The sequence below is a fragment of the Verrucomicrobiia bacterium genome, from assembly GCA_019634635.1.
GTDB lineage: Bacteria > Verrucomicrobiota > Verrucomicrobiia > Limisphaerales > UBA9464 > UBA9464.
Genome location: JAHCBB010000001.1, coordinates 137503 through 159145, shown reverse-complemented (window position 1 = coordinate 159145; position 21643 = coordinate 137503). Strand labels below are relative to the sequence as shown.

Below are 21643 nucleotides of genomic sequence, written 5' to 3'. Positions count from 1 at the left end.
GGCACTCAGTCGAGGCGAATCCACACGGTCTTGAGGTGCGCCGGCTCCTCCCGGGTGATGGGGAAGTCCGGCGGCTGGGGTGCGTAGTGTTGCTGCGTCACCCGTCGCCCGCCCGACGCGATCGCCCCGCGGATCCCCTCCAGAAACCGGTCGGGAGGCATCCGGCCTGCGTTGGTGGAGGCGAACAGGATCCCTCCGGGCGCCAGCAGGGGCAGGACCCGGGCCACCAGCGCTCCGTAGTCGGACTCCGCCCGGAAGTCCCCGTGCTCCCTCGAGCGCGAGAAGGTTGGGGGATCCAGCAGGACGGCGTCGAACCGGCGGGAACGCCGCTGGAACCGGTGCAACCAGTCGAAGACATCCCCATGGATGAACTCATGGCCGCCGGCATCCAACCTGTTGAGCTCAAAATTCCGGCGCCCCCAGTCGAGATACTTGCGGGAGAGGTCGAGATTCGTGGTCCGCCATCCTCCGACTGCGGCCGCGACACTGAATGCACACGTATAGGCGAAAGTGTTCAGCAACCACGGTTCGGAGCCTCCCGCCGACGGCCGCAAAGGAAACCCCGCGGCGACCTGTCCCACCTGCAGCCGACGGCGATTGTCGCGCTGATCCAGGAACAGCCCGGTGGAATACCCCTCGGCCAGGCTCAGCTCAAATCGCAGTCCGTTCTCAAGGACCTCAAAGCGCGTCGGCGCCGGCGTCCCCTCGAGGAATCGGGGACTGACCTCTCCCGGTGCGGTTCCCCGGACCCGACGTCGCCGCGCCTTGAAATAGATCCCAGCCGCCCCGGCAACAGACGGCCGCAGAATCCCGGGAAGCGTCGGTGTCACTTCCTCCTCTCCCTCGACGAGGATCCAGTCCCCGAGCCGCTCCACCGCGAACCCCGGCACGCCATCCGCCGCGCCATGCAGCATCCGCCACGCGGTGGTCTCACCCGGGGCGACCATCGCGGCACGCAGTGCCTCTGCCGGAGCCCGGTCAAACTCCGGGGCCACCTCCCATGACACCGGACGTCCGGTGCCCGGGTGATCCAGGGCCAGCCCCCATGCGTGGAGGTGCAGCCGCGCCGCCGGGGTGCCTCCGTACAGGCGGTCCCCCAGGATCGGAACGCCCTTCGACGCCGCATGAACCCGGATCTGGTGGGTGCGCCCGGTGAGCGGTACCGCCTCCAACCACACCCGGCCCCCCTCTGTCCGCAGAACCCGGAACCGGGTCTCCGCCGGAGCCGCGTCGCGTGCCCCCGGGGCGGCGACCTGATAATGGTCGCCGGACCGCACAATGCCCGACCGCACGGAAAACACGTCGCGCTGCGGCCGGCGGTCGGTGACGCACTGGTACCGCTTGCACACCAATCGCCCTGCAAACTGCGCGGTCAGCGACCGGTTGGCCCGGGGCGTCCGCGCAAAAACGAGGAGTCCGCTGGTGTCCTTGTCCAATCGGTGCACGATGGCCAGCGAGGCCCAGCGAGGCTCCCGGTGGCGCAGCCATTCGTAGATCCCCTCCCCAGCATGGGGTGATGGCGCATGCGTGTTCCATCCGGGCGGCTTGTGCACGACAAGCAGGTCGGCATCCTCGTGAATCACGCAGGGCGGCGGAGACCGGTCCATGCGTCACCAAAAATGCCAGGCGGACTTCCACGCCACCCACACCCCGAGCAACAGATTGGTCACGGCGTGTGCCGTCATCGCATCGCCCAGCCGGTTCTTCCGGAGCACCAATCCTTGATAGGCCATGCCGCACAGAACCCCGGGAAGCCATTGTTCGTGGGCGAGCCCAAACGCCGCCGAGGTCACGAAAAACGAGACGGCATTCCAGCGATTGAGCGGCATGTCCTCCCATCGGGTTGTCGCCAGGTACCGATAGGCAAACGACCGGTAAAAAACCTCTTCAATCGCCGGCACGACCAGCGTTGAGCCCGCGATGCGGACCCCCACGAGGACCCAGGCCGCCGCACTCCCGGAACCAAAATAGGCATGCGGATTCCAAGGCTGCGGGAGCGATTCCGGATCCGGCGGCCGCCCCAGCCCCACGAGCCGCGGCAATTCGGTCAGTGACGGATACCGGCCATCCAACCCCACCCACAACCCGAAGACCGCCACACCGACGACGAGGGCCTCCCAGCTGAACGCCCAGCGACATTCCGGCAGCCGGTCCCGCCACACCCAGACCATCCAGGCCCCCACCAACGTCTTCCCCAGGTAGAGCCCATACCGTGATCCCTCCCCGAACTGCCCCTGCAGCGCCGTCAGGCCGACAAAGACGGCGAACGGCAACACACGCACCGCAATTGCGGAGGCGCCAATTCGATCCATCCACGGCAAACGCATTCCCGGGACCCTCACCGTGTCCACGTGATGACAGCAAGGCCGAAGCCGTCCTTCAATTGCCGACGCGGGTACCGCAGGAACGCAACGTGTCCCGGCGAAGGGACGTGTGGGGGATTCCGCACGAGGGCGATCCCGCAACACGTCCCGACCGGCACCCAATGTCCCGACGCTGAAACGCCAGGGCCGTCGAAAAGTGGTTTCGATACGCTCAAGCTAAAAGACTCTTTACGATAATCAGGATAAACGTAAAATCCACTGATGGTGCTTCGAGACTTTTGGCGACAGCGTTTGGAACGGGTCTGGAAGCGGGTTCCGATTGCTTGGCTGGCCGGGGTACGGCGCGCGGCCCAATCCCCGACCGAACCATGAGGGGGGCTGGCTCTCTCCATGGGGCACACGGCGGGCTCAGTACCATTACCGGCGATGGGGCCAGTGGCGGGTGTTCTGCGCGAGTGAGGAGGGAGAGCTCGCCTACCTGCCGGCGTCTTGATCGAACGCAGGACCCCGGGAACCGATTGTCGAGCAGGCGGGCGGACTCTTGGCGCCCCGCGGCGACACAAATATGGCGGTGAGGGAGGGATTCCGAAACCAAATGACCTCGCGTCGAAAATCGTCGCAAAATGGCCGTAAATATTGAGTATTTCGCGCATTTCCCATCTTTTTCGGAAAATCGACCTCAAGTCGAAAAATGCGCACAAAAACGAAGGCCTTCTGTCGTCAATTGTCGTCAAAGCCGCCGAATGTGGACGACGTAAAAGCGGTGAACTTGGGCTGGCCGTGACCCTGGTCCCAAATCCTTCCTCACTCCATCCCGACATTCGGAAAATATCGCTGCGGGAAACCGGTCAATGGCCGAAGCCGCTGATCCGTATGCACCAGCGTCAATCCCTCGGTGTTCGCTATCGCGGCGAGCAACCGGTCCACAGGATCTCCGTGCGCCCAGTCCCAAAGCCCGGCGACCCGAGCGGCTTCAAACGTCACCGGCGCGAGCCGGTAGCCCGCCGTGGCCTCGGCAAGCCATCCGGCGGGATCCGGTGCGGGCAACTTCCGATGCCGCCACTTGCACAGCATCTCCTGAACCGAGAGGGGACAGAGCCAGAACTCGCTGACCTCCTGTTCCAGGAATCGGGCGAGCCGCCGGTTCATCGGCAGTCCGTGATAACGCCGCCACCACAATCCGGAATCAATCAAGGCGCGCATTGCCGCCCTTCTCCCAGGAGGGGAATGCGGGTTCATCCAGATCAATCCCTGCGTACGCTTTCGCATCGAGTGGCGTTGCGGAAACCGGCGGCGGGCCGGAGCGTCGAATCGCCACCAGCCGTGCCACGGGCTGCCCGTGCCGGGCGATCACCACCTCTTCTCCCCGTTCGGCCCGTCGAAGCAAATCGGCCAACTGGCTTTTGGCTTGGGCTACGGAAGCTTGCATGACCATAAGAATGGTCACTTTTCGGCATTGGGTCAAGCTCACCCAGGTCGCTGATGAGAGCGTTGCTTATTTTCGATCTCTTCAATTTTCGATAACAACTGGCTGCGCTGTTTTCGCACACCGAAGGAGCGAGCCATGCCAAAATCGCCCAGTATCCCTGGGAAAACTGTATCCTTCCCGGGAGTTTCAGCAGCGTGAAAGAATTGGCCGAGGCGATCACTCAATACACGGACCAATGGAACCTCAACCCGACCCAGTACGAGTGGAAAGCTGAGGGAAAGGTCATCCTTGAACGAATCGTCAGGGCTCGCGAGGCCCTGGCACGGGAGGCTCGCATTAGTAAACCAATTTAGTGAACGCTCCACTAGACCCTCGATCAAAAGACACCCGCCCTGATTTTCGTCCGCAACCTGCGGGCCGCCCGGGATTCACCATCCAAAGTCGTACCCCGCGCCGAGGACACGATGACGATCACCGATCCATCGTCGCAGACGCCGCCGTATCGCATCGGACACTGCCGCCGGCGATCCGGGGCGGAACGGGGCGCGCCGCCCCAATCGCCCGTTGCGCGGGATTCGAGTCCACGGATGCCCCCGGCCATACGGCGGATTCCCAGTGTTGCCCCGGCCGCGCGTCCCCTCTAATTTCGCCGGCCGGTCCGCGATGGGCCGGAAGCGCCTGAAATGAGTTCACCAGAGATCACGATGCACAACGGCAATGCCCCGGAGGCCCCGCCTGCGGCCGAACCGTCCGACGAGACGGCCCGCCTTGCCGCCGAACTGGCCTCCCGCCAGGAGACCCTCCTGCGCCTCGCCGCCGATTTCGACAACTTCAAGAAGCGCACCGCCCGGGAGCGCGATGAAGCCCGCCGCGCCGGGGTGGAGGGCGTGGTGGCCCGCCTGCTGCCGGTCCTCGACAACTTCGACATGGCGATGGCCGCCGCCACGCAGCCAGGCACCTCCCTCGAGTCCCTGCGGACGGGGGTGGGCATGATCCATGGTCAGTTCCGGTCGCTGCTCGAAGAGCTTGGCGTGGACGTCGTTGAGGCCGCGGGACAGCCGTTTGACCCGTCGCTTCACGAGGCGGTCTCCACCAGCCTGGATGCCACCGTCCCGGAAGGGCATGTCGTCCAGCAGGTCCGGCGGGGTTACCGGTTCGGCGACCGGCTCCTGCGTCCTGCCAGTGTCGTGGTCTCCGCCCGCGCCGAATAACGCGCCGCGCATCCCCCATGTCCCGCACCCGCGAACGCCGCTGCTTTTACGAAGTCCTTGAAGTGACCCGGACGGCCACCGCCGAGGACATCAAGAAGTCCTACCGCAAACTCGCCTTGCGGTACCATCCGGACAAAAACGCCGGCGACACGGCAGCCGAAGAACGCTTCAAGGAGGTGGGAGAGGCCTACGAGGTGTTGAGCGATCCCGACAAGCGCGCCACTTATGACCGTCACGGACACGCCGCATTTGACCGGCGGGCCGGCGGTGGGGCTGGCGGATTCCATGATCCCTCGGAGATTTTTCGGCAGACCTTCGGCGGATCCGATCTGGGCAGCATTTTCGAGCAGATGTTTGGCATGGGCGGCGACGGCGGCGACCCGGGCGGCCCGGCCCGCGGCGGCGATCTGCGCTACGACCTGGAGATTTCGCTCGAGGATGCCGTCCACGGGGTGGAGCGGGAGATCACGGTCACCAAGCCCGCCACGTGCCCGACCTGCCATGGGTCCGGCGCCGAGAAGGGCTCCAAGCGCATCCGCTGCCTCCAATGCGCCGGACGTGGCCAGGTGCTGGTGTCGCGGGGCTTCATCAGCCTGCGACAGACGTGCCCGCGCTGCGAGGGCGCCGGTGAGGTGCTCGACAAGCCATGCCGTGCCTGCGAGGGCGACGGCCGCGTGGACCAGGCTTCGACGATCGTCCTCAAGATTCCCCCGGGCGTGGACACCGGCACCCGGCTGCGATCTTCCGGCAACGGGGAGGCCGGGCAACGGGGAGGGCCCGCCGGGGACCTCTACGTGGTGCTCCACGTCACCGAGCATGAGTTTTTCAAGCGCGAGGGCGACGACCTGTTGTGCGACGTGCCGATCGCGTTCACCCAGGCGGCGCTGGGGGCGGATGTCGAAGTGCCCACGCTGGAGGGCCGGGCCCATATCCGGGTGCCGGCGGGCACCCAGCATGGGACCCTGTTTCGTCTCAAGGGTCGCGGCGTTCGCAACGTGCACGGGCGCGGTGTCGGCGACCTGATGGTCCGGGTGCTCGTCGAGGTGCCGACCCGGCTCAATGCGGAGCAGCGGGAGCACCTCGAGGCCTTCGCGCGGTCGTGCGACGACCAGGTCAACCCTCAAAAGGCCAGCTTCTTTGAGCGCGCCCGCACTTTTTTCCGCTGACCCCCGTCCACGACGGCACGCCCCTCCCTTGCAAAACCTCCTCGCCACAGGAGGGTTATGCCTTGACCCCCTCCGGCCATCCCCCCACCGTCGCCCCGTGCGTGTGGAGCACGCATCATGCTAGCGCAACTCAAGAGTCTCTTTTCAAACGACATCGGGATTGATCTCGGCACCGCGAACTCCCTTGTGTTCGTCCGGGATCAAGGGATCGTCCTTCGAGAACCCTCGGTCGTCGCGATCCAGGCCGGCACCACCAATGTGCTGGCGGTGGGCGAGGAGGCCAAGCGGATGCTGGGGCGCACCCCGGGCAACATCGTGGCGATCCGTCCCATGAAGGACGGTGTCATTGCCGACTTCGAGATCACCGAGGCGATGCTGCGGCACTTCATTCAGAAGGTGCATCATCGGAAGCTGATCGCCCCCCGCGTGGTTGTGGCGGTGCCGTCGGGCATCACCGAGGTCGAAAAGCGGGCGGTGAAGGATTCCGCGACCCACGCCGGGGCGCGCGAGGTCTATCTGATCGAGCAACCGATGGCCTCGGCCATCGGGGTGGGCCTTCCCGTCCATGAACCCTCGGGCAACATGATCGTGGACATCGGCGGCGGCACCTGCGAGATCGCCATCATCTCCCTCGCGGGGATCGTGTTCAGCCGGAGCGTCCGCGTCGGCGGTGACGAATTTGACGAGACCATCGTTGCGCACCTGAAACGTGCCCACAATTTAATGATCGGCGAACGTACCGCCGAGGAGATCAAGATTCGCATTGGCTCCGCCTACACCCTCGACCAGGAACTCACCATGGAGGTCAAGGGCCGCGATCTCGCGGCCGGACTTCCCAAGACGGTGCTGGTCCGGTCCGAGGAGGTCCGCGAAGCCCTGCAGGAGCCTCTTTCCAGCATTCTGGAATCGGTTCGCATCACGCTCGAACGCTGCCCTCCGGAACTCTCGGCCGACCTGGTGGACCGGGGGATCATGATGGCCGGCGGCGGCGCATTGCTGCGGAACATTGACAAGCTCCTGGCCCAGGAAACCGGCCTGCCGGTCCACATTGCCGATGACCCCCTGAGCGCCGTCGCCCAGGGAACCGGCAAGGTGCTCCAGGAACTGAGCTTCCTGAAGCGCGTGGCCTCCAGTTCGACCGCCTGAGTCTCCCCGGCGGTGCGTTCGCCCCGACCTGACCCGCGGGACGAACGTGCTGAAACGTGCACATTACTGGGCCCTGGGCACCGTCACGGTGCTCGTGGTCGTGCTGCTCAACCTGCCGCCCAATGCGGCGGGCCGGCTCCGTCTCGGGTTGCAATCCCTCTTCATCCCCCTGTTCGGACTGGCCGGAGCCGGACAAAGCTTCGTGGACCGCGCCAGTTACGCCACGCTGACCCGGACGACCCTGATCTCGGAATTGGAACGGGTGCGCGCCACGAACGATCTGCTCCAGATCGCCGCCGAGCAGGGACGCGACGCCCTGGCCGAAAACGCCCGGCTCCGCGCCCTCATCGCCTGGGAACCTCTGGCGCCCTGGCGCCTCCGGGCGGCCCGGGTCATCGCCCGGGACCCCACCACCTGGTGGCGCACGGTGACCGTGGACTACGGGGCACGGGACGGCGCCCTTGTGAACCAGCCCGTGCTCACCAGCGGGGGCCTGGTCGGACGCATCCGAGAGGTTCAACCCACCCAGTCCCAGGTCGCCCTGATTGGCGACCCTGAGTGCGGCGTGTCAGCGGTGGTGGTGGAAACCCGCGACCCCGGGATCATCCAGGACGCGAGGGCCGCCCCCGATCCCGATGGCCTCGTCATCCTCCGCACCCTGCAACCCAGCCCGGACACCCTGGCAGGCCACCGCGTCGTCACCAGCGGCCTCGGGGGCGTCTTTCCCCGTGGAATCCCGGTGGGTGAGGTGGTGGACACGCGGTTGGCGGATGGCGGCCTCTACACCGAGGCCCGGGTCCGGCTCTGGGCCAACCTGAACCAGCTCGAGGAAGTCTGGATTCTCCTGAAGTAACCCCATGGACCGATGACCTGGCTTCCCACCACCGCGCTGTTCTTCGTCACGTGGCTCGCCGTGTTTGCCCAGACGCAGTTTCGTCCGCTGGCGGGCCTCCTCGACACCCCGGTGGCCGTACTTCCCGCATTGATGGTGTATGCCGCACTGACCCATTCCCTGGGCACGGTCATCGTGCTGGGCCTCCTGGCCGGCGTGTCGCTGGATGCCCTGTCCCCGGGGCCCATCGGCGTCTCCGTGCTGCCGTTGGTGTGCGTCGGCTTCGGACTGCACCTTCGCCGGCACCTGATCCTTCGGGAGCAGGTGTACGCCCAGTGGTGGCTCGGGTTTGGAGCCGGCATCGCCGTGCCGCTGGCCACCCTGGTCCTGCTCAGCATCGGTTCCACCCGATTCATCGCCGGCCCGTTCTTCATGATGCAGTTGCTGATCCTCGGGCTGCTGAATGGCGGGGTTTGCCCGGCCGTCTTTCGCACGTTCGACGCGATCCAAAATGCCTTCGATTACCAGCCCGTCGCCCAGCCCAGCTTCCGACCCGACCGCGAGATCAAGCGGGGGCGGCTTTGAACCGCTCCGGACCTCCGATTGCATCGCCATGAACTTCTCCTCCCCGGCCCGGCCTCGTCCTGACTCCCCCGGACAACCCTTCTAGGCCATGTTTCAATTTCCTCCATCCGTCCAACCCGGGGAACGTCCACTGAGGACCGTTGCCGCGGGCATTCTAGCCGGGCTGGCCTTGCTGCTGTTCGGGCTGTGGCAGGTCCAGGTTCTCTCCCGCCACCAGTACCAGCAACGACAGGAGAGCCAGAGCTACCGGACCGTCCGGCTCCCGGCCATGCGCGGCCGGATTCTGGACCGGGACGGACGCGAATTCGCCGGCAACGCCCCCCGGTACCGTCTGGACCTGTATCTCGACGAACTCCGCGCCGGCTTCCAGGAGGAATATCGCAATCGGCGGGCCCAGGCGGTGGCCCTCAAGGGTCCGGGAGAAGACCCCGTGGATTCCGGAGCCCTCACCTGGTTGCTCGACCGCTTCCGGAAACCCCGCACCCGGGCCCGGTTCACCAGGGCGGAGCTGGATCAGCTGGCCCGCGAATCGCGATATGCCGTGGTCAGCAACACGCTTGCGGAGATCAACCATCGCCTGGGCACATCCCTGACCCTCGCCGAGCCGACCCTGCACCAGCATTTCCTCAGCAAGACGGCGCTGCCGCTCACCCTGATCCCGAACTGCACGCCGGCGCAAATCGCCCTGATCACCGAGCAGGGATGGAATCTTCCCGGCGTGGACCTCGAACTGGTTCCGGTGCGAAGCTATCCGCACCGCACGCTGGCCGCCCATGCCATCGGCCACCTCCGGCGTCACGACGAATACGATGAGGAGGAGGGCCGTTACGACTACCGGCTTCGCGACTATCGGGGCGCCATGGGGCTCGAAGCCGCCTACGACCGCGAACTTCGCGGGCAGGCGGGCGCGCGGAGCATCCTGGTCAATTCCGCCGGATACCGCCACCGGCGCAGCCAGGAGCTGATCGCCGCGCCACAGCCCGGGCTCAATCTGGTCACCACGCTCGATCTCGATCTGCAGCGGGCCACCGAGCGGGCTCTGGCGTCGGTGGGCGGAGGCGAACGCGGGGCCGTCGTGGTCATGGACCCCTCCAGCGGTGACATTCTCGCGCTGGCCTCCTCCCCGCCCTTCGATCCTGCCGAGTTTGTGGATGGCGTCACGTCGGCGCGCTGGACCAACTTCTTTCTCGCCGAGCCCGCTGCGCCCCTGATGAACCGGGCCACGTACGGTCAGTATGCGCCCGGTTCGACGTTCAAGATCATTGACGCCGTGGCGCTGCTGGAAGCGGGTCTCGATCCCGAGGCTCCCTTCAAGGTGGAGCCCGATCCCCGCAATCCCGCCCGCGGAGCCTACATCATCGGCCGCCGCCCGATCGGCGACACCGCCCCCCCCGGCGAATACGATTTCCGAAGGGCCTTCATCCGCTCCAGCAACAGCTATTTCATCCACCACGCCCTCCGCCTCGGTTGGGACCGGCTGATCGCCACCGGGCTGGACTTCGGACTCGGCCAGCACACCGGCATCCGCATCCCGGAGGAGTCGGCGGGCAACTTCCCGACCGTCGCGACGGTTCGGGAGCGCGGATGGGGCCTGGGCAACCTGGCCAATGTGAGCATCGGCCAGGAGGTCACCCTCACGCCCCTGCAACTGGCGGTGGCGGTGAGCGCCGTGGCCAACGGGGGGCGGGTCTTCTGGCCCCGTTTGGTGGATCGTCTGGAGCCCGCCGATCCGCTGTCGGAAATCCAGCCCGTCCGCGTCAAAGCCGGCCAGGTGCGCTCCGAACTGCGGGTGCGTCCGGCCCACCTGGAGCGGGTGCGCCTGGTCATGCGGGACGACGTGCTCGACAACGAGGGCACGGGCCGGGCGGCGCGGGTGCCGGACTTCGCGGTCTGCGGCAAAACCGGGACGGCGGAGATCAAGGCGCCCGGACGTCGCGACAAGGTGACCTGGTTTGCGAGCTTCGCCCCCTACGAGGCGCCGCGGTACGTGGTGATCGTCATGGTGGAAAGCGGCGCCTCCGGGGGCGGCACCTGTGCCCCGGTGGCGCGTCAGATCTACGAATTCCTCCGGAACCGGGAGCGAAGCCCGGGACCCGGCCTGGCGGCCCTGTCCGCCCCCCGCGGATGACCTGGGACCTCCCCACCGTGCGCCCGGAACGCCGGGTCGAATGGCCGCTCTGGCTGGCCGTTGCCGGGCTGATGGTCCTCGGCGCCGCATTCATCTTCTCCGCGACCGGCGCCGCCGATGCCGCGGCAAACCTTCCCTGGTGGCGGTTCCGCGTCGTCAACCAGGTCGTCGCCTACCTCCTGGGGATCGCCCTGGTCGGCGCCCTGTGCCTGGTGGATTACAGCCGACTGGCCCGCTGGTCGCTCGTGGCCTACTGGATTTCCATCCTCCTGCTCCTCGCGGTGGCCTTCCTTGGGGTGTCCCGGCTGGGCGCCCGCCGCTGGCTGGACTTCGGGATGGTCCAGTTTCAGCCGAGCGAACTGGCCAAGCTCACCTTCCTGTTTGCCCTGGCCAACTTCCTGTCACGCCCGCCCGGAGAGCTGGGGTCGCCGGCGCTCTTCGCCAAGGCCATGGGCATGACCCTCCTGCCCTTTGCGCTGATCCTCAAGCAGCCCGACCTCGGTTCGTCCCTCGTCTTCCTGCCAGTCGCGTTGACCATGATGTTTGTCGCCGGAGTGCCCCGCCGGTTTCTCGCCCGGTTCCTCGGCGGCGGCGCGCTGCTGGTCACCCTGATCCTGGTGGATGTGCTCTACGCACCCCCGGGATGGCGCTTCGTCAAGCTGGAGGAATACCAGAAGCAGCGGCTGCTGGTGTACTTCGGACTCGACTTCGCCCCGCGCAGCGCGACCCCCGCCGAACGCCTGCTGGCGCGGACCGAACAGGAAAACAAGAGCTACAACGTCCGCCAGGCCCTCATCTCCGTGGGCAGCGGCGGCCTCACCGGCAAAGGGTGGCGCGACGGCACCCAGAGCGCCCTCGGATACCTCCCCCGCGCGGTGGCCCACAACGACTTCATCTTTTCCGTCATCGCCGAGGAGAAGGGCTTCCTCGGCAGCGTGACGGTCCTCACTCTCTATGGCCTGGTGCTCTTCAGCGGTCTTCGGATCGCCGCACGGGCCCGGGACCGCCTCGGCCGCCTCCTCGCCGTGGGCGTGGTCACTCTACTGTTCACGCATGTCTTCGTGAACATCGGCATGAACATCCGGCTGGTGCCGGTCACGGGCATACCCCTGCCCCTCCTGAGCGCGGGGGGCACCTCGGTGGTCTGCTCGCTGATCGCCATCGGCATTCTCCAAAACATTCACCTGCACCGGCGCCATTTCTGACGCCCGCACCCCCCCCATGAGCCAGCACGTCTTCAAACGCAACCGCGGTCCGCTGAGGTTCAAACCCGCGCACGGTCTCGCCACCCCGAAGCCCGGGCGTGCCGCCGCCGCAATCCTTTCCGGGAAACCCGACGACAAACCCGACGACGACCGGTTCCCGGACCGCCGGCGCCAGGAGGCCGAGATCGGCCGCGCCGAGAACCTCGCGGCGGGTCTCCCTGCCGACAGCCCGGAGTCGCCCGAGGAGCCCGTCGGGACCCGACGGGATCGCCGGTTCCGACGTCCGGAGCCCCGGCCCCGTGCCGGTCTCGACGCCGGAAACGATCCGGAGGAACCCGACACCGATGGGGCCGGCACACCCGAGGCCGCGCTCAAGCCCCCCGCAGGCCTGCTCGACAAGGCCCGCAGCGCCGTCCGGGAGGCGGTCCGGAAGGTCCGCCAACTGATCGAGCCGGAGCCCCGCCGGAACATCGAGGTCATCATCAACGCCGAGCCCCTGGAAACGCGGGTCGCCGTGCTCGAGGAGTCCCGCCTCAATGACTTCACGGTCGAGCGCACCAACACCGAACGGCTGGTCGGCAGCGTGTACAAGGGGAAGGTTCGCAACCTGGAGGACGGCCTCAAGGCGGCGTTCGTGGACATCGGCTTCGACAAGAACGCGTTCCTCCACTACTGGGACATCATCCCAAGCCCCTTCGACTCCAGCATCGAGCTGGTGGAGCGCGAAGACCGCAAGCGCGCCCGCAAGGACAAGCCGAAAATCACCACCAAGGACGTCCCGCGCCTCTACCCCGTCGGCAGCGAAATCATTGTCCAGGTCACCAAGGGCCCCATTGGCACCAAGGGGCCCCGCGTCACCACCAACCTCGCGCTGCCCGGACGTTACCTGGTCCTGCTGCCCAATTCCGAGCAGTGCGGCATCAGCCGCAAGATCGAAGATCCCGCCGAGCGTCAGCGGCTGAAAAAGATTCTCCGCGAGCTCACCCTGCCGGAGGGGATGGGGGTGATCATCCGCACCGCCGGGGAGGACAAGCTCCGCCGCTACTTCATCCGGGATCTCGCCCTGCTTCTGGAGGAATGGAAGCGGGTGCAGGACAAGACCACGGGCGGTACCGCCCCCTGCTGCGTGTTCCAGGAGCCCGATCTGATCGAGCGCACCGTCCGGGACTTCCTGACCGAGGACGTGGACCGCATCATCATAGACGATCACAAGCAGTTTCAGCGGGTGCAGGACCTCATCGGACGCATCAGCCGCCGGTCCGCAAAGAAGATCGCCTTCTACAATGAGGCCGAGCCGTTGTTCGACCGGTACAACATCACGCGGCAGTTGGAGCAGGCCTTCGGCCGGCAGGTGACGCTCAAGAGCGGCGGCTACCTGATCATTGACGAGACCGAGGCGCTCGTGGCCATTGACGTCAACACCGGCCGCCACAAGGGATCCAAGGACCACGATCAGAATCTGCTCAAGGTGAACCTGGAGGCCGCCGACGAAATCTGCCGCCAGCTCCGGCTGCGCAACATGGGCGGCATCATCGTCCTGGACTTCATTGACATGAAGTCCCGCAAGGATCAGCAGACGCTCTATCAGCGCATGAAGGGGAACCTCCGGCGCGACCGGGCCAAGACACACATCCTGCCCCTGAGCCAGCTCGGCCTGATGGAAATGACGCGCCAGCGCCACACCGAGTCGGTCGCCGACGCCATGCTCGTGGATTGCCCGCACTGCCGCGGCCGGGGCGTGGTGAAGAGTCCGGAGAGCATGAGCGTGGAGATCCAGCGCAAGCTCACGGCGATCATGAAGGCCCGGCCGCGCGACGAGAGCGACTTCCAGCTGCGCATCCACTGCCATCCCGCGGTGCTCGAACGTCTGCGCACCCAGGACGAGCGGCTGTTGATCGAGCTGGAGAAGAAGTTCTACGCCAAACTGGCCTTCCGTCCCGAGCCGGCCTTCCACAACGAGCAGTGGCGCATCATGGACGCCATCACCAACGTCGAACTCGGCCGCAGCGCCGCCTGAGCTCACAGCCCGCCGGCCGGGGACCCCCATCGCCTCAACCCCGGGTCGGGTGGGGCCCGATCCAGCAGCTCGCAAACAGTCCGGACCTGGCCCGGGAGCACGAACTCCGGCACCAATTCCGCGAGCGGCGCCAGCACGAAGCGCCTCAGGTGCGCCCGCGGATGGGGCAGCGTGAGGACCGGTCCGGACCGAACTTCCCCCGCCCAGGCAATCAGATCGAGGTCGAGCGGACGCGCCTCGTTGAGGACCTGCTTGGGGCGGCGTCCGAACTCGCGCTCCAGCGCCTGAAGTTTGGCCAGCAGGGATTCGGGCGTCTCCCCCCTGCGCGGAGCCAACACCACCGCCGCGTTGGCAAACACCGGGGACCCGGGAGGACAGGCGTCCGGCGTGCTCCACCAGATGGAGGAGCGCCGGACCGCACCGGTCGCGATCCGGTCGAGCGCATCCATCGCCTCGACCAGCAGCCTCGGAGAATCTCCAAGGTTGGATCCCAGGGCGACGCACACGCAGGACCCCGGGGTCGCTCTGGAAGGTCTGCCGGGCATTGCGCGCGCCGTCTGCTGTTGGTCCCGAACGGGGCCTGCCATCACTCCAGACCGAGCACCTGTTGCATCGAGTAGATGCCCGGGGGCCGTCCGACCACCCACTCGGCAGCGCGCAGGGCGCCCGAAGCGAAGGTGTCGCGACTGGAGGCCCGATGGGTCAACTCCACACGCTCCCCCGGCCCGGCAAGAATCACCGTGTGGTCCCCGACCACGTCGCCACCGCGCAGCGCATGGATGCCGATCTCCGACGCGGTCCGCTCGCCGGTGATGCCCTGGCGGCCGTGCCGAAGGGCGGTCTCCAGGGAGACCTTTCGCACGTCGCCCAGGATCTCGAGCAACGTGGCCGCGGTGCCGCTGGGGGCGTCGCGCTTCATCCGGTGGTGCATCTCCACCACCTCCAGATCGAAACCGGGCCCCAGGATCTCGGCGGCGCGCCGGGTGAGCCAGAACAGGGTGTTGACCCCGGTGGAATAGTTGGAGGCCCAGACCATCGGGATCCGGGCCGACTGCTCCCGGATTGCCGCCTTTTCCGGCTCCGAGTGACCGGTGGTCCCGATCACCAGGGCGCGGTCCTGCCGCGCACACAGCGAGGCGACGGCAGCCGTCACTTCGTGGAATGAGAAGTCAATCACCACATCGGCGCCGGACAGCGCCGCCGACAGGTCGTCGCCCTGGTCCACGGCACCCACCACGGTCACCGCAGGGAGGTCCGCAGCCCGGGCCAGCAGCGCCTGGCCCATGCGCCCGCGGGCCCCATTGATCACGATGCGAGTCATGCTGGTCCGGCCTTAACATCCCGGACCTCGGGAAAGAAGCCGAATTCCCCGCTGCATCCCGGGCACCGGCGCCGGGGCAAACGCTGTTGGAGTCCGCGAGGCGAATTGTCTATAACCCGGTCATGACCTTCGTGCCGTTGCTCGCCGCCACCACCGACACCAATGCGGTGATGGCCCGGATGGCGGACGCCATGCCCGCCACCGCGGCCCACTTCGGGCTGATGTTCTGGGTCCTGGTCCTCGTCAGCGCCGCCGCGCTCGCGGTGGTCATCGAGCGCGTGCTGTATTTCCATCGGGTCCAGATTGACTCCGCCCAGTTCCTCGCCGGCGTCCGCAACGTGCTGCGACGCGACAACGTCATCGAGGCGCTGTCCATCTGCGATGCCACTCGGGGCCCGGTCGCCCGCATCGTCAAGACCGCCATCCTGCACCGGGAGGGCGGACGCGCCCGCGTGGAGGAGGTCATTGAGGAGGTCGGTCAGGTGGAGGTGCCGCGGCTGGAGCATCACCTGCCCTTTCTGGCAACGGTGGCCCAGGTGGCGCCCCTGCTGGGATTGATCGGCACCCTGTTCGGGTTCGCCCGGGTGTTTCGCGAACTGCGCAATCCGGACGGTGTCGCCTATGGCTACGCCGCCCCCGGCCAGATGTTCGACGGGCTGATGCAGTCCCTGTACGTCGCCGCGATGGGCATCGGCATCGCCGCCTTTTGTTACGCGGCCTACAACTACCTCGTCCACCGGGTCAACCTGATCGTGCTCGACATGGAGCGTGCCAGTCGCGAGGCGGTCCGCCTGACCACCAGCGAGCCCGATGGCGACGAGGTGGACGAGCCCGCGCCGATGCCGGCGACCTCACGAACTGCATGAGATTTCCCAGATCCACCCGCCTGTTCCGGGGTCAGCTCGACCTCGCACCCTTCCTTTGCGTGATCTTCCTCACGGCATTTGTGCTGGTGTTGCGGGATTTCCTCGTGCTGCCCCGCGGGGCGCTCCTGGATCTGCCCGACACAGAGGCCCCGCTGGCGCTGGAGCCCGGACGGCCGTTCCTCATCGTGGCAATGGACGCCTCGCGCCGTCTGTACTTCGACAACCAGATCACCGACCGGACCGCGCTGGAGGTTGAGCTGTCGCGCCGGGCATCCCGTGGGGGACACCCCAATGCGCTGCTGATCCAGGCCGACCAGAGCATCCCCTACGGGGAACTGGCGGACCTCGCCGCCCTGGCACGGCGGGCGGGAATCCAGGAAATCGTGCTGGGCGCCACCCGCAGCCGCGTCGGGCGCGGGCTTCCACGATGACGCGCACCAACGCCGATCCCCGGGAGATCCCCTGGCCGCGAAGCCGCTGGATGGGGGTCATCGCAATCTTCGCCGCGCTTCAAGCGGGCACCCTGCTCTGGCTGGCTCGATGGCCCGGCCTGCCCACTCCGGTGCGCGCAAGCCCCGGCCGGATGGTCCTCGACACTTCCCGTGCGGGTCAGGACCCGGTCCAGGGTTTGGAGGCGGACCCTCGCCAGTTTGCCCACATGGATCCTCAGGGGTTTTCAGGCGCCGCCGCCCACGCCTTTCCGCTGCCGGAGTACCGGCTCGCCGAGTGGCCCGGCCGGCCGCGCTGGCTCGGTGCCGACGCCGGGACGTCCCGCCTGGGGGTGCCGCCGCCCCCGCCGGCGACGACCCTCCCGAGACCCCTGCGCCTGCCCCCGGTTGGCATTCGCGGCGAACCCAGGGCGCCCCGGGTGCTGCCGACACAAACCGTGGTGGTTCCCCGGGGGCTCCTGGCGGGACGGGCCTTGCACCCGGAGGCGCCTCCGCAGCTGGTCCCGGGCACCGAGGTACTCAGCCCGAGCACCGTCGAGGTCGGAGTCGCCCCGGGGGGGGAAGTCCTCGTCGCCCGCGTGACCGCCTCCAGCGGCAGCCCGGACGCGGACCAGCTGGCGCTGGCCTGGGCCCAACGCGCCCGGTTCGCCGCGGAGGCCGCATGGGACCCGGAGGATCTGGAGTCTGGGCCCGGCCCGCTGGTCTGGGGAGATCTGGCCTTCGTCTGGCGCATCGAGCCGCCGGCACCCTGAGCCATGGCGCCCGAATCCCTGCTCACCCTCCAGGTGCTCGGCCTGCTGGCCGCGCTGGCCCTGATCGCACTGCGGCTTGGACTGAGGCGGCGCCGGGTTGAACGCGAAGTCTCCGAGGACCGCATCTTCCGGTGCGATGCCTGCGGACTGGTATACACCGATGACCCGAAGGTGGACCGCTCCCGATGCCCGCAGTGCGAGCGCACCAACGGACCGTTTGAGTTCTGAAGGCGGGTCCGGGCGGGAACCGCGAGCCCGGGCCCCCCCCGGCTCACCACCAGGTGAATCCCGGATCCGGCCGGGGTTCCCAGATCCAGTTCGGGGTCTCCTTGGGAAACCGGAAGAATTCCACATGGCTGTCGCCAAACAGCATGTTGTAGCGGGCCTGGCCCTTGTAGTTGTGCCACACGCTGCGCTTGTCGTTCACATTGCGGTTGGCGTGCCAGTGCCAGTCGCCTTGGATGATCTTGTTGACCGGACTGCGCGCGACTTCGCTGGATTTGATGGGCGTCGCCTCATAACTGCCCCGCGGCGCCTTGAGATCCCCCGCCACATGCTTCACCCGGAAGGAGTCGTGCTGAAACTGGACCAGGTAGCTGTTGCCGTATTCGTTGTAGCAGTGCTTGGCGTTGTATTCCTCGTCCCCTTTGTCCGAGGGGCAAAAGAACAGTTCCGGGGTGCTGGTGTAGCGAAAGAGCGGGCGGTTGGTGGTCTCGATGGACACGCCGAACGAAAGGGCCACGCCGGCGTCGAGCCGGTAGGTGCCCTTCTTGCCCCCGCCGGCTCCCCAGCCCCATTGCGCCGGATAAAAGTCCGCGTTGTCGTCGGTGTACAACTGGTAGGCGATGCCAATCTGGTGCTGGTTGCTCGCGCAGCGCGTCTGCAGCCCCTTGGCCTTGGCCCGGCCCAAAGCCGGCAGAAGCATGCCCGCCAGGATCGCAATGATCGCAATGACGACCAGGAGTTCGATCAGGGTGAATCCGGCGCGTTGCCGGCATTGGGAAGACCTCGGCTCCTTCATCGCAGGATCGGCCTACCGCCAACCCGTTTGCCGGGCAAGGCCAATCCGCGAATCCCCGCGACCCGCCGACCTGAACCCCGCCGAAAATCCGGTTGCCGGAGCGCCCCCCCTTGGGCTCCAATCGCGGGGAAGTGATTGACGCAACGTCCGAAACTCCCATGACGACGTAGCGTCTGCAGCCGGTCGCTGCAGACGCTCCCACGCCTCGTGCCACCATCGGTCCGGGGCGTTTTTGTTTCGGGTGACTCCCCGGCCCGCCGCCCGCCCATCCAAAAACATGAACACCGAACCCGCACGCCCCCTGGAGGCCGCCAAGACCGAAGTCCAGCGCAAGTCGCTCGATCAGCGTCAGCAACTGGACGACCTGATGCGCCTCCGGCACTCGTGCGCGCACATCCTGGCCACCGCCGTGCTGCGGCTCTGGCCCGATGCCCGGCTCGACATCGGTCCGCCCACCGACGAGGGCTTTTACTACGACTTCGACCTCGGGCACCGGTTCTCCCCGGAGGATTTCCCCCGCATCGAGGAGGCCATGCGGGCGGTGATCAAGGAGAACCAGGTGTTTGAGAAATCCATCCGGACCCGCGAGGAAGCCCGTGCTTACTTCGAGGCGCGCGGCCAGCGCTTCAAGATTGAACGCCTCGCCGACATCCCGGACGACGAACCGATCAGCTTCTACCAGAATGGCGAGTTTGTGGACCTCTGCGCGGGACCGCACGTGATGCGGACCGGCAATGTCAAACCCGGGGCGGTCAAGCTGCTCAAGGTCGCCAGCGCGTACTTCAAGGGCAACGAGCGGAACCCGCAGCTCCAGCGCCTCTACGGCACGGCGTTCAAGACGAAGGACGAACTCGAGGCGTGGCTTCAGATGCAGGAGGAGGCGCGCCGGCGGGATCACCGCCGCATTGGCGCCGAAATGGGGCTGTTCGCCTTCGACGCGGAATACGTCGGCCCCGGACTCCCGCTGTGGCTGCCAAATGGCACGGTGCTGGTCGAGGAACTCGAACGGCTCGCCAAGGAAACCGAGTTCCAGGCGGGCTATGTCCGCGTGCGCACCCCCCACCTGGCGCGGGAAAAGATGTACCGCACCTCCGGTCATCTTCCGTACTACGAGGATTCCATGTTTCCGGCGATGGAGATGCTGGAGGAGGAGGAACGAAAGCTCAGGGACAAGCTGCTGGAGCGACGGGCCGATCTGATCCAGTTGCGGGACGGCATCGGCCACGCGACGTCCGCCAATACGGCCGGGCTGACCACCGACCAACTGGCGCACGACATCTCCCGTCTGGAGACGGAGATCACCTTCCTGGGCGGGCGCTATTACCTGAAGGCCATGAACTGTCCGCATCACCACCGCATTTTCGCGGCGGAACCGCGGAGCTACCGGGATCTGCCCCTGCGCCTGGCCGAGTACGGCACGTGCTATCGGTATGAACAGTCCGGGGAGCTGTTCGGCCTGATGCGGGTGCGCTCGATGAACATGAACGATGCCCACCTGTACTGCACCCCGGAGCAGTTCGCCGACGAGTTCCGCGCGGTGAACGAAATGTACCTGAAGTATTTCAAGATCTTCGGACTCGACCGCTGCCAGATGCGCTTCAGCACCCACGATCCGGCGCGGCTCGGACAGAAGTTCGTCAACGAGCCGGAATTGTGGCTGCAGACCGAGGAGATGGTCCGCCGCGTCCTCGTGGAATCCGGCATCCAGTTCGTCGAGGTGCCCAATGAGGCGGCGTTTTACGGTCCGAAGATTGACGTGCAGGTGTGGAGCGCCATCGGGCGGGAGTTCACGATCGCCACCAATCAGGTGGACTTTGCGGTCCCCAGGCGCTTCGGGCTCACCTACCGCGACCGGGACAATACGGACAAGACGCCGCTCTGCATCCACCGGGCGCCACTCGGCACCCACGAGCGGTTCATCGGCTTCCTCATCGAGCATTACGCCGGCAACTTCCCCCTGTGGCTGGCGCCCGAACAGGTGCGGCTTCTGACCCTCGGCAACGAGGCGCCGCTGGTGAACTACGCGCGCGGAATCCTGGAGGAGCTGCGGGCGCGGTTTGTGAGGGTCGAGGGCGACTTCGGCACGAATCCGATCAAGGCCAAGATCGCGGATGCCGAGAAGGCCCGCGTCCACACCATGCTGGTCATTGGCGGCCGCGACCTCGATGCCGGCGTCGTGTCCGTGCGATTGCACAGCCGGGGGCCGCAGGGCGCCCGACCGCGGGACGAGGTGATCGCCGACATTGTGGCCGCCATCCAGGAGCGAAGATCGTAAGCCCGGAGCATCACGGCTGGTAGCTCGCGGCCTCCGGATCCGGCGCCCGCCCGCCGTCCCGAAGCGGCGCGAACCAGCCGCGCAAATGTTCGGGGAGATAATCGTCGAAACTCCCCTGCCCGGTCGCGGACATCCCCCCGTGACGACTGCGCATGCCGAGCCGAAAGGTCCCGTCTGCGAGTCGGACCACCGTGTACACCCGCGAGTTGTCCGGTCCGGCATCAAACGTCCTGTCGAGCCAGTGCGCCCCCCAATGGAGGACGAGTGCCGCCCGGGAGGCTCCCAGCCCGGCGCGGACCTGCTCTTCAAACGCCGCTCGAAGTTGCGCGACCTCGGATCCTGGCGCCCCGATTTCGATGGTAATCTGCTCCCCTGTGATGGCGCCCAGCAGGTCCACCGGATCCGTCCGCAGGACCACACGCTCGGATTCGGCACGCCGCAATTCCCCGACCAATCCGGAGAGCGCCCGGTTGAGCCCGGCCTCGGTCTCCGGATCGAGTGCCAGCACACCTCCCAGGAGCGTTTGGAGACTGCCGTCGCGCTCGAAGGGCGTCACCGGGACGGCCGCCAGCGTGTCCTTGGCGATCCAGATGAACGGCGACTCGGGATCCCAGTGGGGTAGAACTTTGGGCGGCTGTCGCCACGGATCCTCGGCGGTCGGGGTGTGCGAACGTTCATGGATGGCCGCGACCTGAAGCGTGTCGCGGCGCGCGCGGTCCCGAAACACATCACGTTCCAAACGCTCCTCCTCCGCGGCCCGCAACGCTTCGGCAATCCGTGCCTTCAGAGGCAACAACCCGGCAGCGGCGGCCTCCAGACCGGCACGCCGGCGACTGAGCCCGCGGGCGTCCTGCCACCACAGGAACATCGCCAGCACCACAACGCCCAGCAGCACGCAAATACGGGTAAAGCGCAT

Annotated in this window: 21 protein-coding genes; 13 read left to right on the top strand and 8 right to left on the bottom strand. The window is 66.9% G+C overall.

The window, feature by feature from the left end; translation table 11 throughout:
• Positions 1-5: 5 nt before the first annotated feature.
• The 4 genes from KF791_00680 to KF791_00665 form a co-directional block, all read right to left on the bottom strand.
• On the bottom strand, positions 6-1607 hold the full coding sequence (locus tag KF791_00680; GenBank protein MBX3731086.1) for a class I SAM-dependent methyltransferase: 1602 nt from the start codon (positions 1605-1607) through the stop codon (positions 6-8).
• 3 nt (positions 1608-1610) lie between these two features.
• Positions 1611-2312, bottom strand: a complete 702-nt coding sequence (locus KF791_00675) for a CAAX prenyl protease-related protein (GenBank protein MBX3731085.1) — start codon at positions 2310-2312, stop codon at positions 1611-1613.
• A gap of 816 nt (positions 2313-3128) precedes the next feature.
• Positions 3129-3527: a PIN domain-containing protein gene (locus KF791_00670; protein ID MBX3731084.1), complete on the bottom strand. Its 399-nt coding sequence runs from the start codon at positions 3525-3527 to the stop codon at positions 3129-3131.
• On the bottom strand, positions 3511-3753 hold the full coding sequence (locus tag KF791_00665; protein ID MBX3731083.1) for a type II toxin-antitoxin system prevent-host-death family antitoxin: 243 nt from the start codon (positions 3751-3753) through the stop codon (positions 3511-3513). Before KF791_00665 ends, KF791_00670 begins: the two co-directional genes overlap by 17 nt.
• A gap of 683 nt (positions 3754-4436) precedes the next feature.
• Here KF791_00665 and KF791_00660 point away from each other — a divergent pair.
• The 8 genes from KF791_00660 (at position 4437) to KF791_00625 (ending at position 14043) form a co-directional block, all read left to right on the top strand.
• The gene (locus KF791_00660) at positions 4437-4964 is read left to right on the top strand and encodes a nucleotide exchange factor GrpE (protein MBX3731082.1); all 528 of its coding nucleotides are present in this window, start codon (positions 4437-4439) and stop codon (positions 4962-4964) included.
• A gap of 17 nt (positions 4965-4981) precedes the next feature.
• Positions 4982-6130, top strand: coding sequence for a molecular chaperone DnaJ (gene dnaJ, locus KF791_00655; GenBank protein ID MBX3731081.1), 1149 nt, complete (start codon positions 4982-4984; stop codon positions 6128-6130).
• A gap of 117 nt (positions 6131-6247) precedes the next feature.
• A complete protein-coding gene (locus KF791_00650) occupies positions 6248-7276 on the top strand; it encodes a rod shape-determining protein (protein MBX3731080.1) in 1029 nt (342 codons plus the stop codon).
• Positions 7277-7322: 46 nt separating this feature from the next.
• On the top strand, positions 7323-8129 hold the full coding sequence (locus KF791_00645) for a rod shape-determining protein MreC (GenBank protein MBX3731079.1): 807 nt from the start codon (positions 7323-7325) through the stop codon (positions 8127-8129).
• Between the two features lie 12 nt (positions 8130-8141).
• On the top strand, positions 8142-8693 hold the full coding sequence (locus KF791_00640; GenBank protein ID MBX3731078.1) for a hypothetical protein: 552 nt from the start codon (positions 8142-8144) through the stop codon (positions 8691-8693).
• An 88-nt stretch (positions 8694-8781) separates the two neighbouring features.
• Positions 8782-10821 carry a hypothetical protein gene (locus KF791_00635; GenBank protein ID MBX3731077.1) on the top strand — a complete coding sequence of 680 codons (2040 nt, stop codon included), beginning with the start codon at positions 8782-8784 and terminating at the stop codon, positions 10819-10821.
• Positions 10818-12026, top strand: coding sequence for a rod shape-determining protein RodA (rodA, locus tag KF791_00630; protein MBX3731076.1), 1209 nt, complete (start codon positions 10818-10820; stop codon positions 12024-12026). Before KF791_00635 ends, rodA begins: the two co-directional genes overlap by 4 nt.
• A 16-nt stretch (positions 12027-12042) precedes the next feature.
• A complete protein-coding gene (locus KF791_00625; protein ID MBX3731075.1) occupies positions 12043-14043 on the top strand; it encodes an Rne/Rng family ribonuclease in 2001 nt (666 codons plus the stop codon).
• Positions 14044-14045: 2 nt separating this feature from the next.
• Here KF791_00625 and folK read toward each other — a convergent pair whose 3' ends face one another.
• Together folK and dapB are read right to left on the bottom strand one after the other, a co-directional pair.
• On the bottom strand, positions 14046-14588 hold the full coding sequence (folK, locus tag KF791_00620) for a 2-amino-4-hydroxy-6-hydroxymethyldihydropteridine diphosphokinase (protein MBX3731074.1): 543 nt from the start codon (positions 14586-14588) through the stop codon (positions 14046-14048).
• A gap of 41 nt (positions 14589-14629) precedes the next feature.
• Complete coding sequence (gene dapB, locus KF791_00615) at positions 14630-15364, bottom strand: 4-hydroxy-tetrahydrodipicolinate reductase (GenBank protein MBX3731073.1); 735 nt, start codon at positions 15362-15364, stop codon at positions 14630-14632.
• Positions 15365-15555: 191 nt separating this feature from the next.
• Between dapB and KF791_00610 the strand changes: the two genes are divergently transcribed.
• Genes KF791_00610 through KF791_00595 form a run of 4 tightly spaced genes read left to right on the top strand, consistent with a single transcriptional unit; the run spans position 15556 to position 17659 of the window.
• The gene (locus KF791_00610) at positions 15556-16230 is read left to right on the top strand and encodes a MotA/TolQ/ExbB proton channel family protein (protein MBX3731072.1); all 675 of its coding nucleotides are present in this window, start codon (positions 15556-15558) and stop codon (positions 16228-16230) included.
• A complete protein-coding gene (locus KF791_00605; GenBank protein MBX3731071.1) occupies positions 16227-16661 on the top strand; it encodes a biopolymer transporter ExbD in 435 nt (144 codons plus the stop codon). The genes KF791_00610 and KF791_00605 overlap by 4 nt, the downstream gene beginning before the upstream one ends.
• Positions 16658-17431: a hypothetical protein gene (locus KF791_00600; protein MBX3731070.1), complete on the top strand. Its 774-nt coding sequence runs from the start codon at positions 16658-16660 to the stop codon at positions 17429-17431. Before KF791_00605 ends, KF791_00600 begins: the two co-directional genes overlap by 4 nt.
• A gap of 3 nt (positions 17432-17434) precedes the next feature.
• Positions 17435-17659, top strand: coding sequence for a hypothetical protein (locus tag KF791_00595; protein MBX3731069.1), 225 nt, complete (start codon positions 17435-17437; stop codon positions 17657-17659).
• 43 nt (positions 17660-17702) lie between these two features.
• On the opposite strand, the gene KF791_00590 is transcribed toward KF791_00595, so the two are convergent.
• Positions 17703-18452, bottom strand: coding sequence for a type II secretion system protein (locus tag KF791_00590; GenBank protein MBX3731068.1), 750 nt, complete (start codon positions 18450-18452; stop codon positions 17703-17705).
• A 277-nt stretch (positions 18453-18729) separates the two neighbouring features.
• Here KF791_00590 and KF791_00585 point away from each other — a divergent pair, with 277 nt between their 5' ends.
• Entirely contained in the window at positions 18730-20727 is a 1998-nt protein-coding gene (locus tag KF791_00585; GenBank protein MBX3731067.1) for a threonine--tRNA ligase, read from the top strand.
• A gap of 10 nt (positions 20728-20737) precedes the next feature.
• Here KF791_00585 and KF791_00580 read toward each other — a convergent pair whose 3' ends face one another.
• Positions 20738-21643, bottom strand: coding sequence for a hypothetical protein (locus tag KF791_00580; GenBank protein MBX3731066.1), 906 nt, complete (start codon positions 21641-21643; stop codon positions 20738-20740).

Excerpts from the sequence above, each read along its gene's own strand:
- KF791_00680 (MBX3731086.1), bottom strand. The coding sequence starts at position 1,607 with ATGGACCGGTCTCCGCCGCCCTGCGTGATTCACGAGGATGCCGACCTG.
- KF791_00675 (MBX3731085.1), bottom strand. The coding sequence starts at position 2,312 with ATGGATCGAATTGGCGCCTCCGCAATTGCGGTGCGTGTGTTGCCGTTC.
- KF791_00670 (MBX3731084.1), bottom strand. The coding sequence starts at position 3,527 with ATGCGCGCCTTGATTGATTCCGGATTGTGGTGGCGGCGTTATCACGGA.
- KF791_00665 (MBX3731083.1), bottom strand. The coding sequence starts at position 3,753 with ATGCAAGCTTCCGTAGCCCAAGCCAAAAGCCAGTTGGCCGATTTGCTT.
- KF791_00660 (MBX3731082.1), top strand. The coding sequence starts at position 4,437 with ATGAGTTCACCAGAGATCACGATGCACAACGGCAATGCCCCGGAGGCC.
- dnaJ (MBX3731081.1), top strand. The coding sequence starts at position 4,982 with ATGTCCCGCACCCGCGAACGCCGCTGCTTTTACGAAGTCCTTGAAGTG.
- KF791_00650 (MBX3731080.1), top strand. The coding sequence starts at position 6,248 with ATGCTAGCGCAACTCAAGAGTCTCTTTTCAAACGACATCGGGATTGAT.
- KF791_00640 (MBX3731078.1), top strand. The coding sequence starts at position 8,142 with ATGACCTGGCTTCCCACCACCGCGCTGTTCTTCGTCACGTGGCTCGCC.
- KF791_00635 (MBX3731077.1), top strand. The coding sequence starts at position 8,782 with ATGTTTCAATTTCCTCCATCCGTCCAACCCGGGGAACGTCCACTGAGG.
- rodA (MBX3731076.1), top strand. The coding sequence starts at position 10,818 with ATGACCTGGGACCTCCCCACCGTGCGCCCGGAACGCCGGGTCGAATGG.
- KF791_00625 (MBX3731075.1), top strand. The coding sequence starts at position 12,043 with ATGAGCCAGCACGTCTTCAAACGCAACCGCGGTCCGCTGAGGTTCAAA.
- folK (MBX3731074.1), bottom strand. The coding sequence starts at position 14,588 with ATGCCCGGCAGACCTTCCAGAGCGACCCCGGGGTCCTGCGTGTGCGTC.
- dapB (MBX3731073.1), bottom strand. The coding sequence starts at position 15,364 with ATGACTCGCATCGTGATCAATGGGGCCCGCGGGCGCATGGGCCAGGCG.
- KF791_00610 (MBX3731072.1), top strand. The coding sequence starts at position 15,556 with ATGCCCGCCACCGCGGCCCACTTCGGGCTGATGTTCTGGGTCCTGGTC.
- KF791_00605 (MBX3731071.1), top strand. The coding sequence starts at position 16,227 with ATGAGATTTCCCAGATCCACCCGCCTGTTCCGGGGTCAGCTCGACCTC.
- KF791_00600 (MBX3731070.1), top strand. The coding sequence starts at position 16,658 with ATGACGCGCACCAACGCCGATCCCCGGGAGATCCCCTGGCCGCGAAGC.
- KF791_00595 (MBX3731069.1), top strand. The coding sequence starts at position 17,435 with ATGGCGCCCGAATCCCTGCTCACCCTCCAGGTGCTCGGCCTGCTGGCC.
- KF791_00590 (MBX3731068.1), bottom strand. The coding sequence starts at position 18,452 with ATGAAGGAGCCGAGGTCTTCCCAATGCCGGCAACGCGCCGGATTCACC.
- KF791_00585 (MBX3731067.1), top strand. The coding sequence starts at position 18,730 with ATGAACACCGAACCCGCACGCCCCCTGGAGGCCGCCAAGACCGAAGTC.
- KF791_00580 (MBX3731066.1), bottom strand. The coding sequence starts at position 21,643 with ATGCGCTTTACCCGTATTTGCGTGCTGCTGGGCGTTGTGGTGCTGGCG.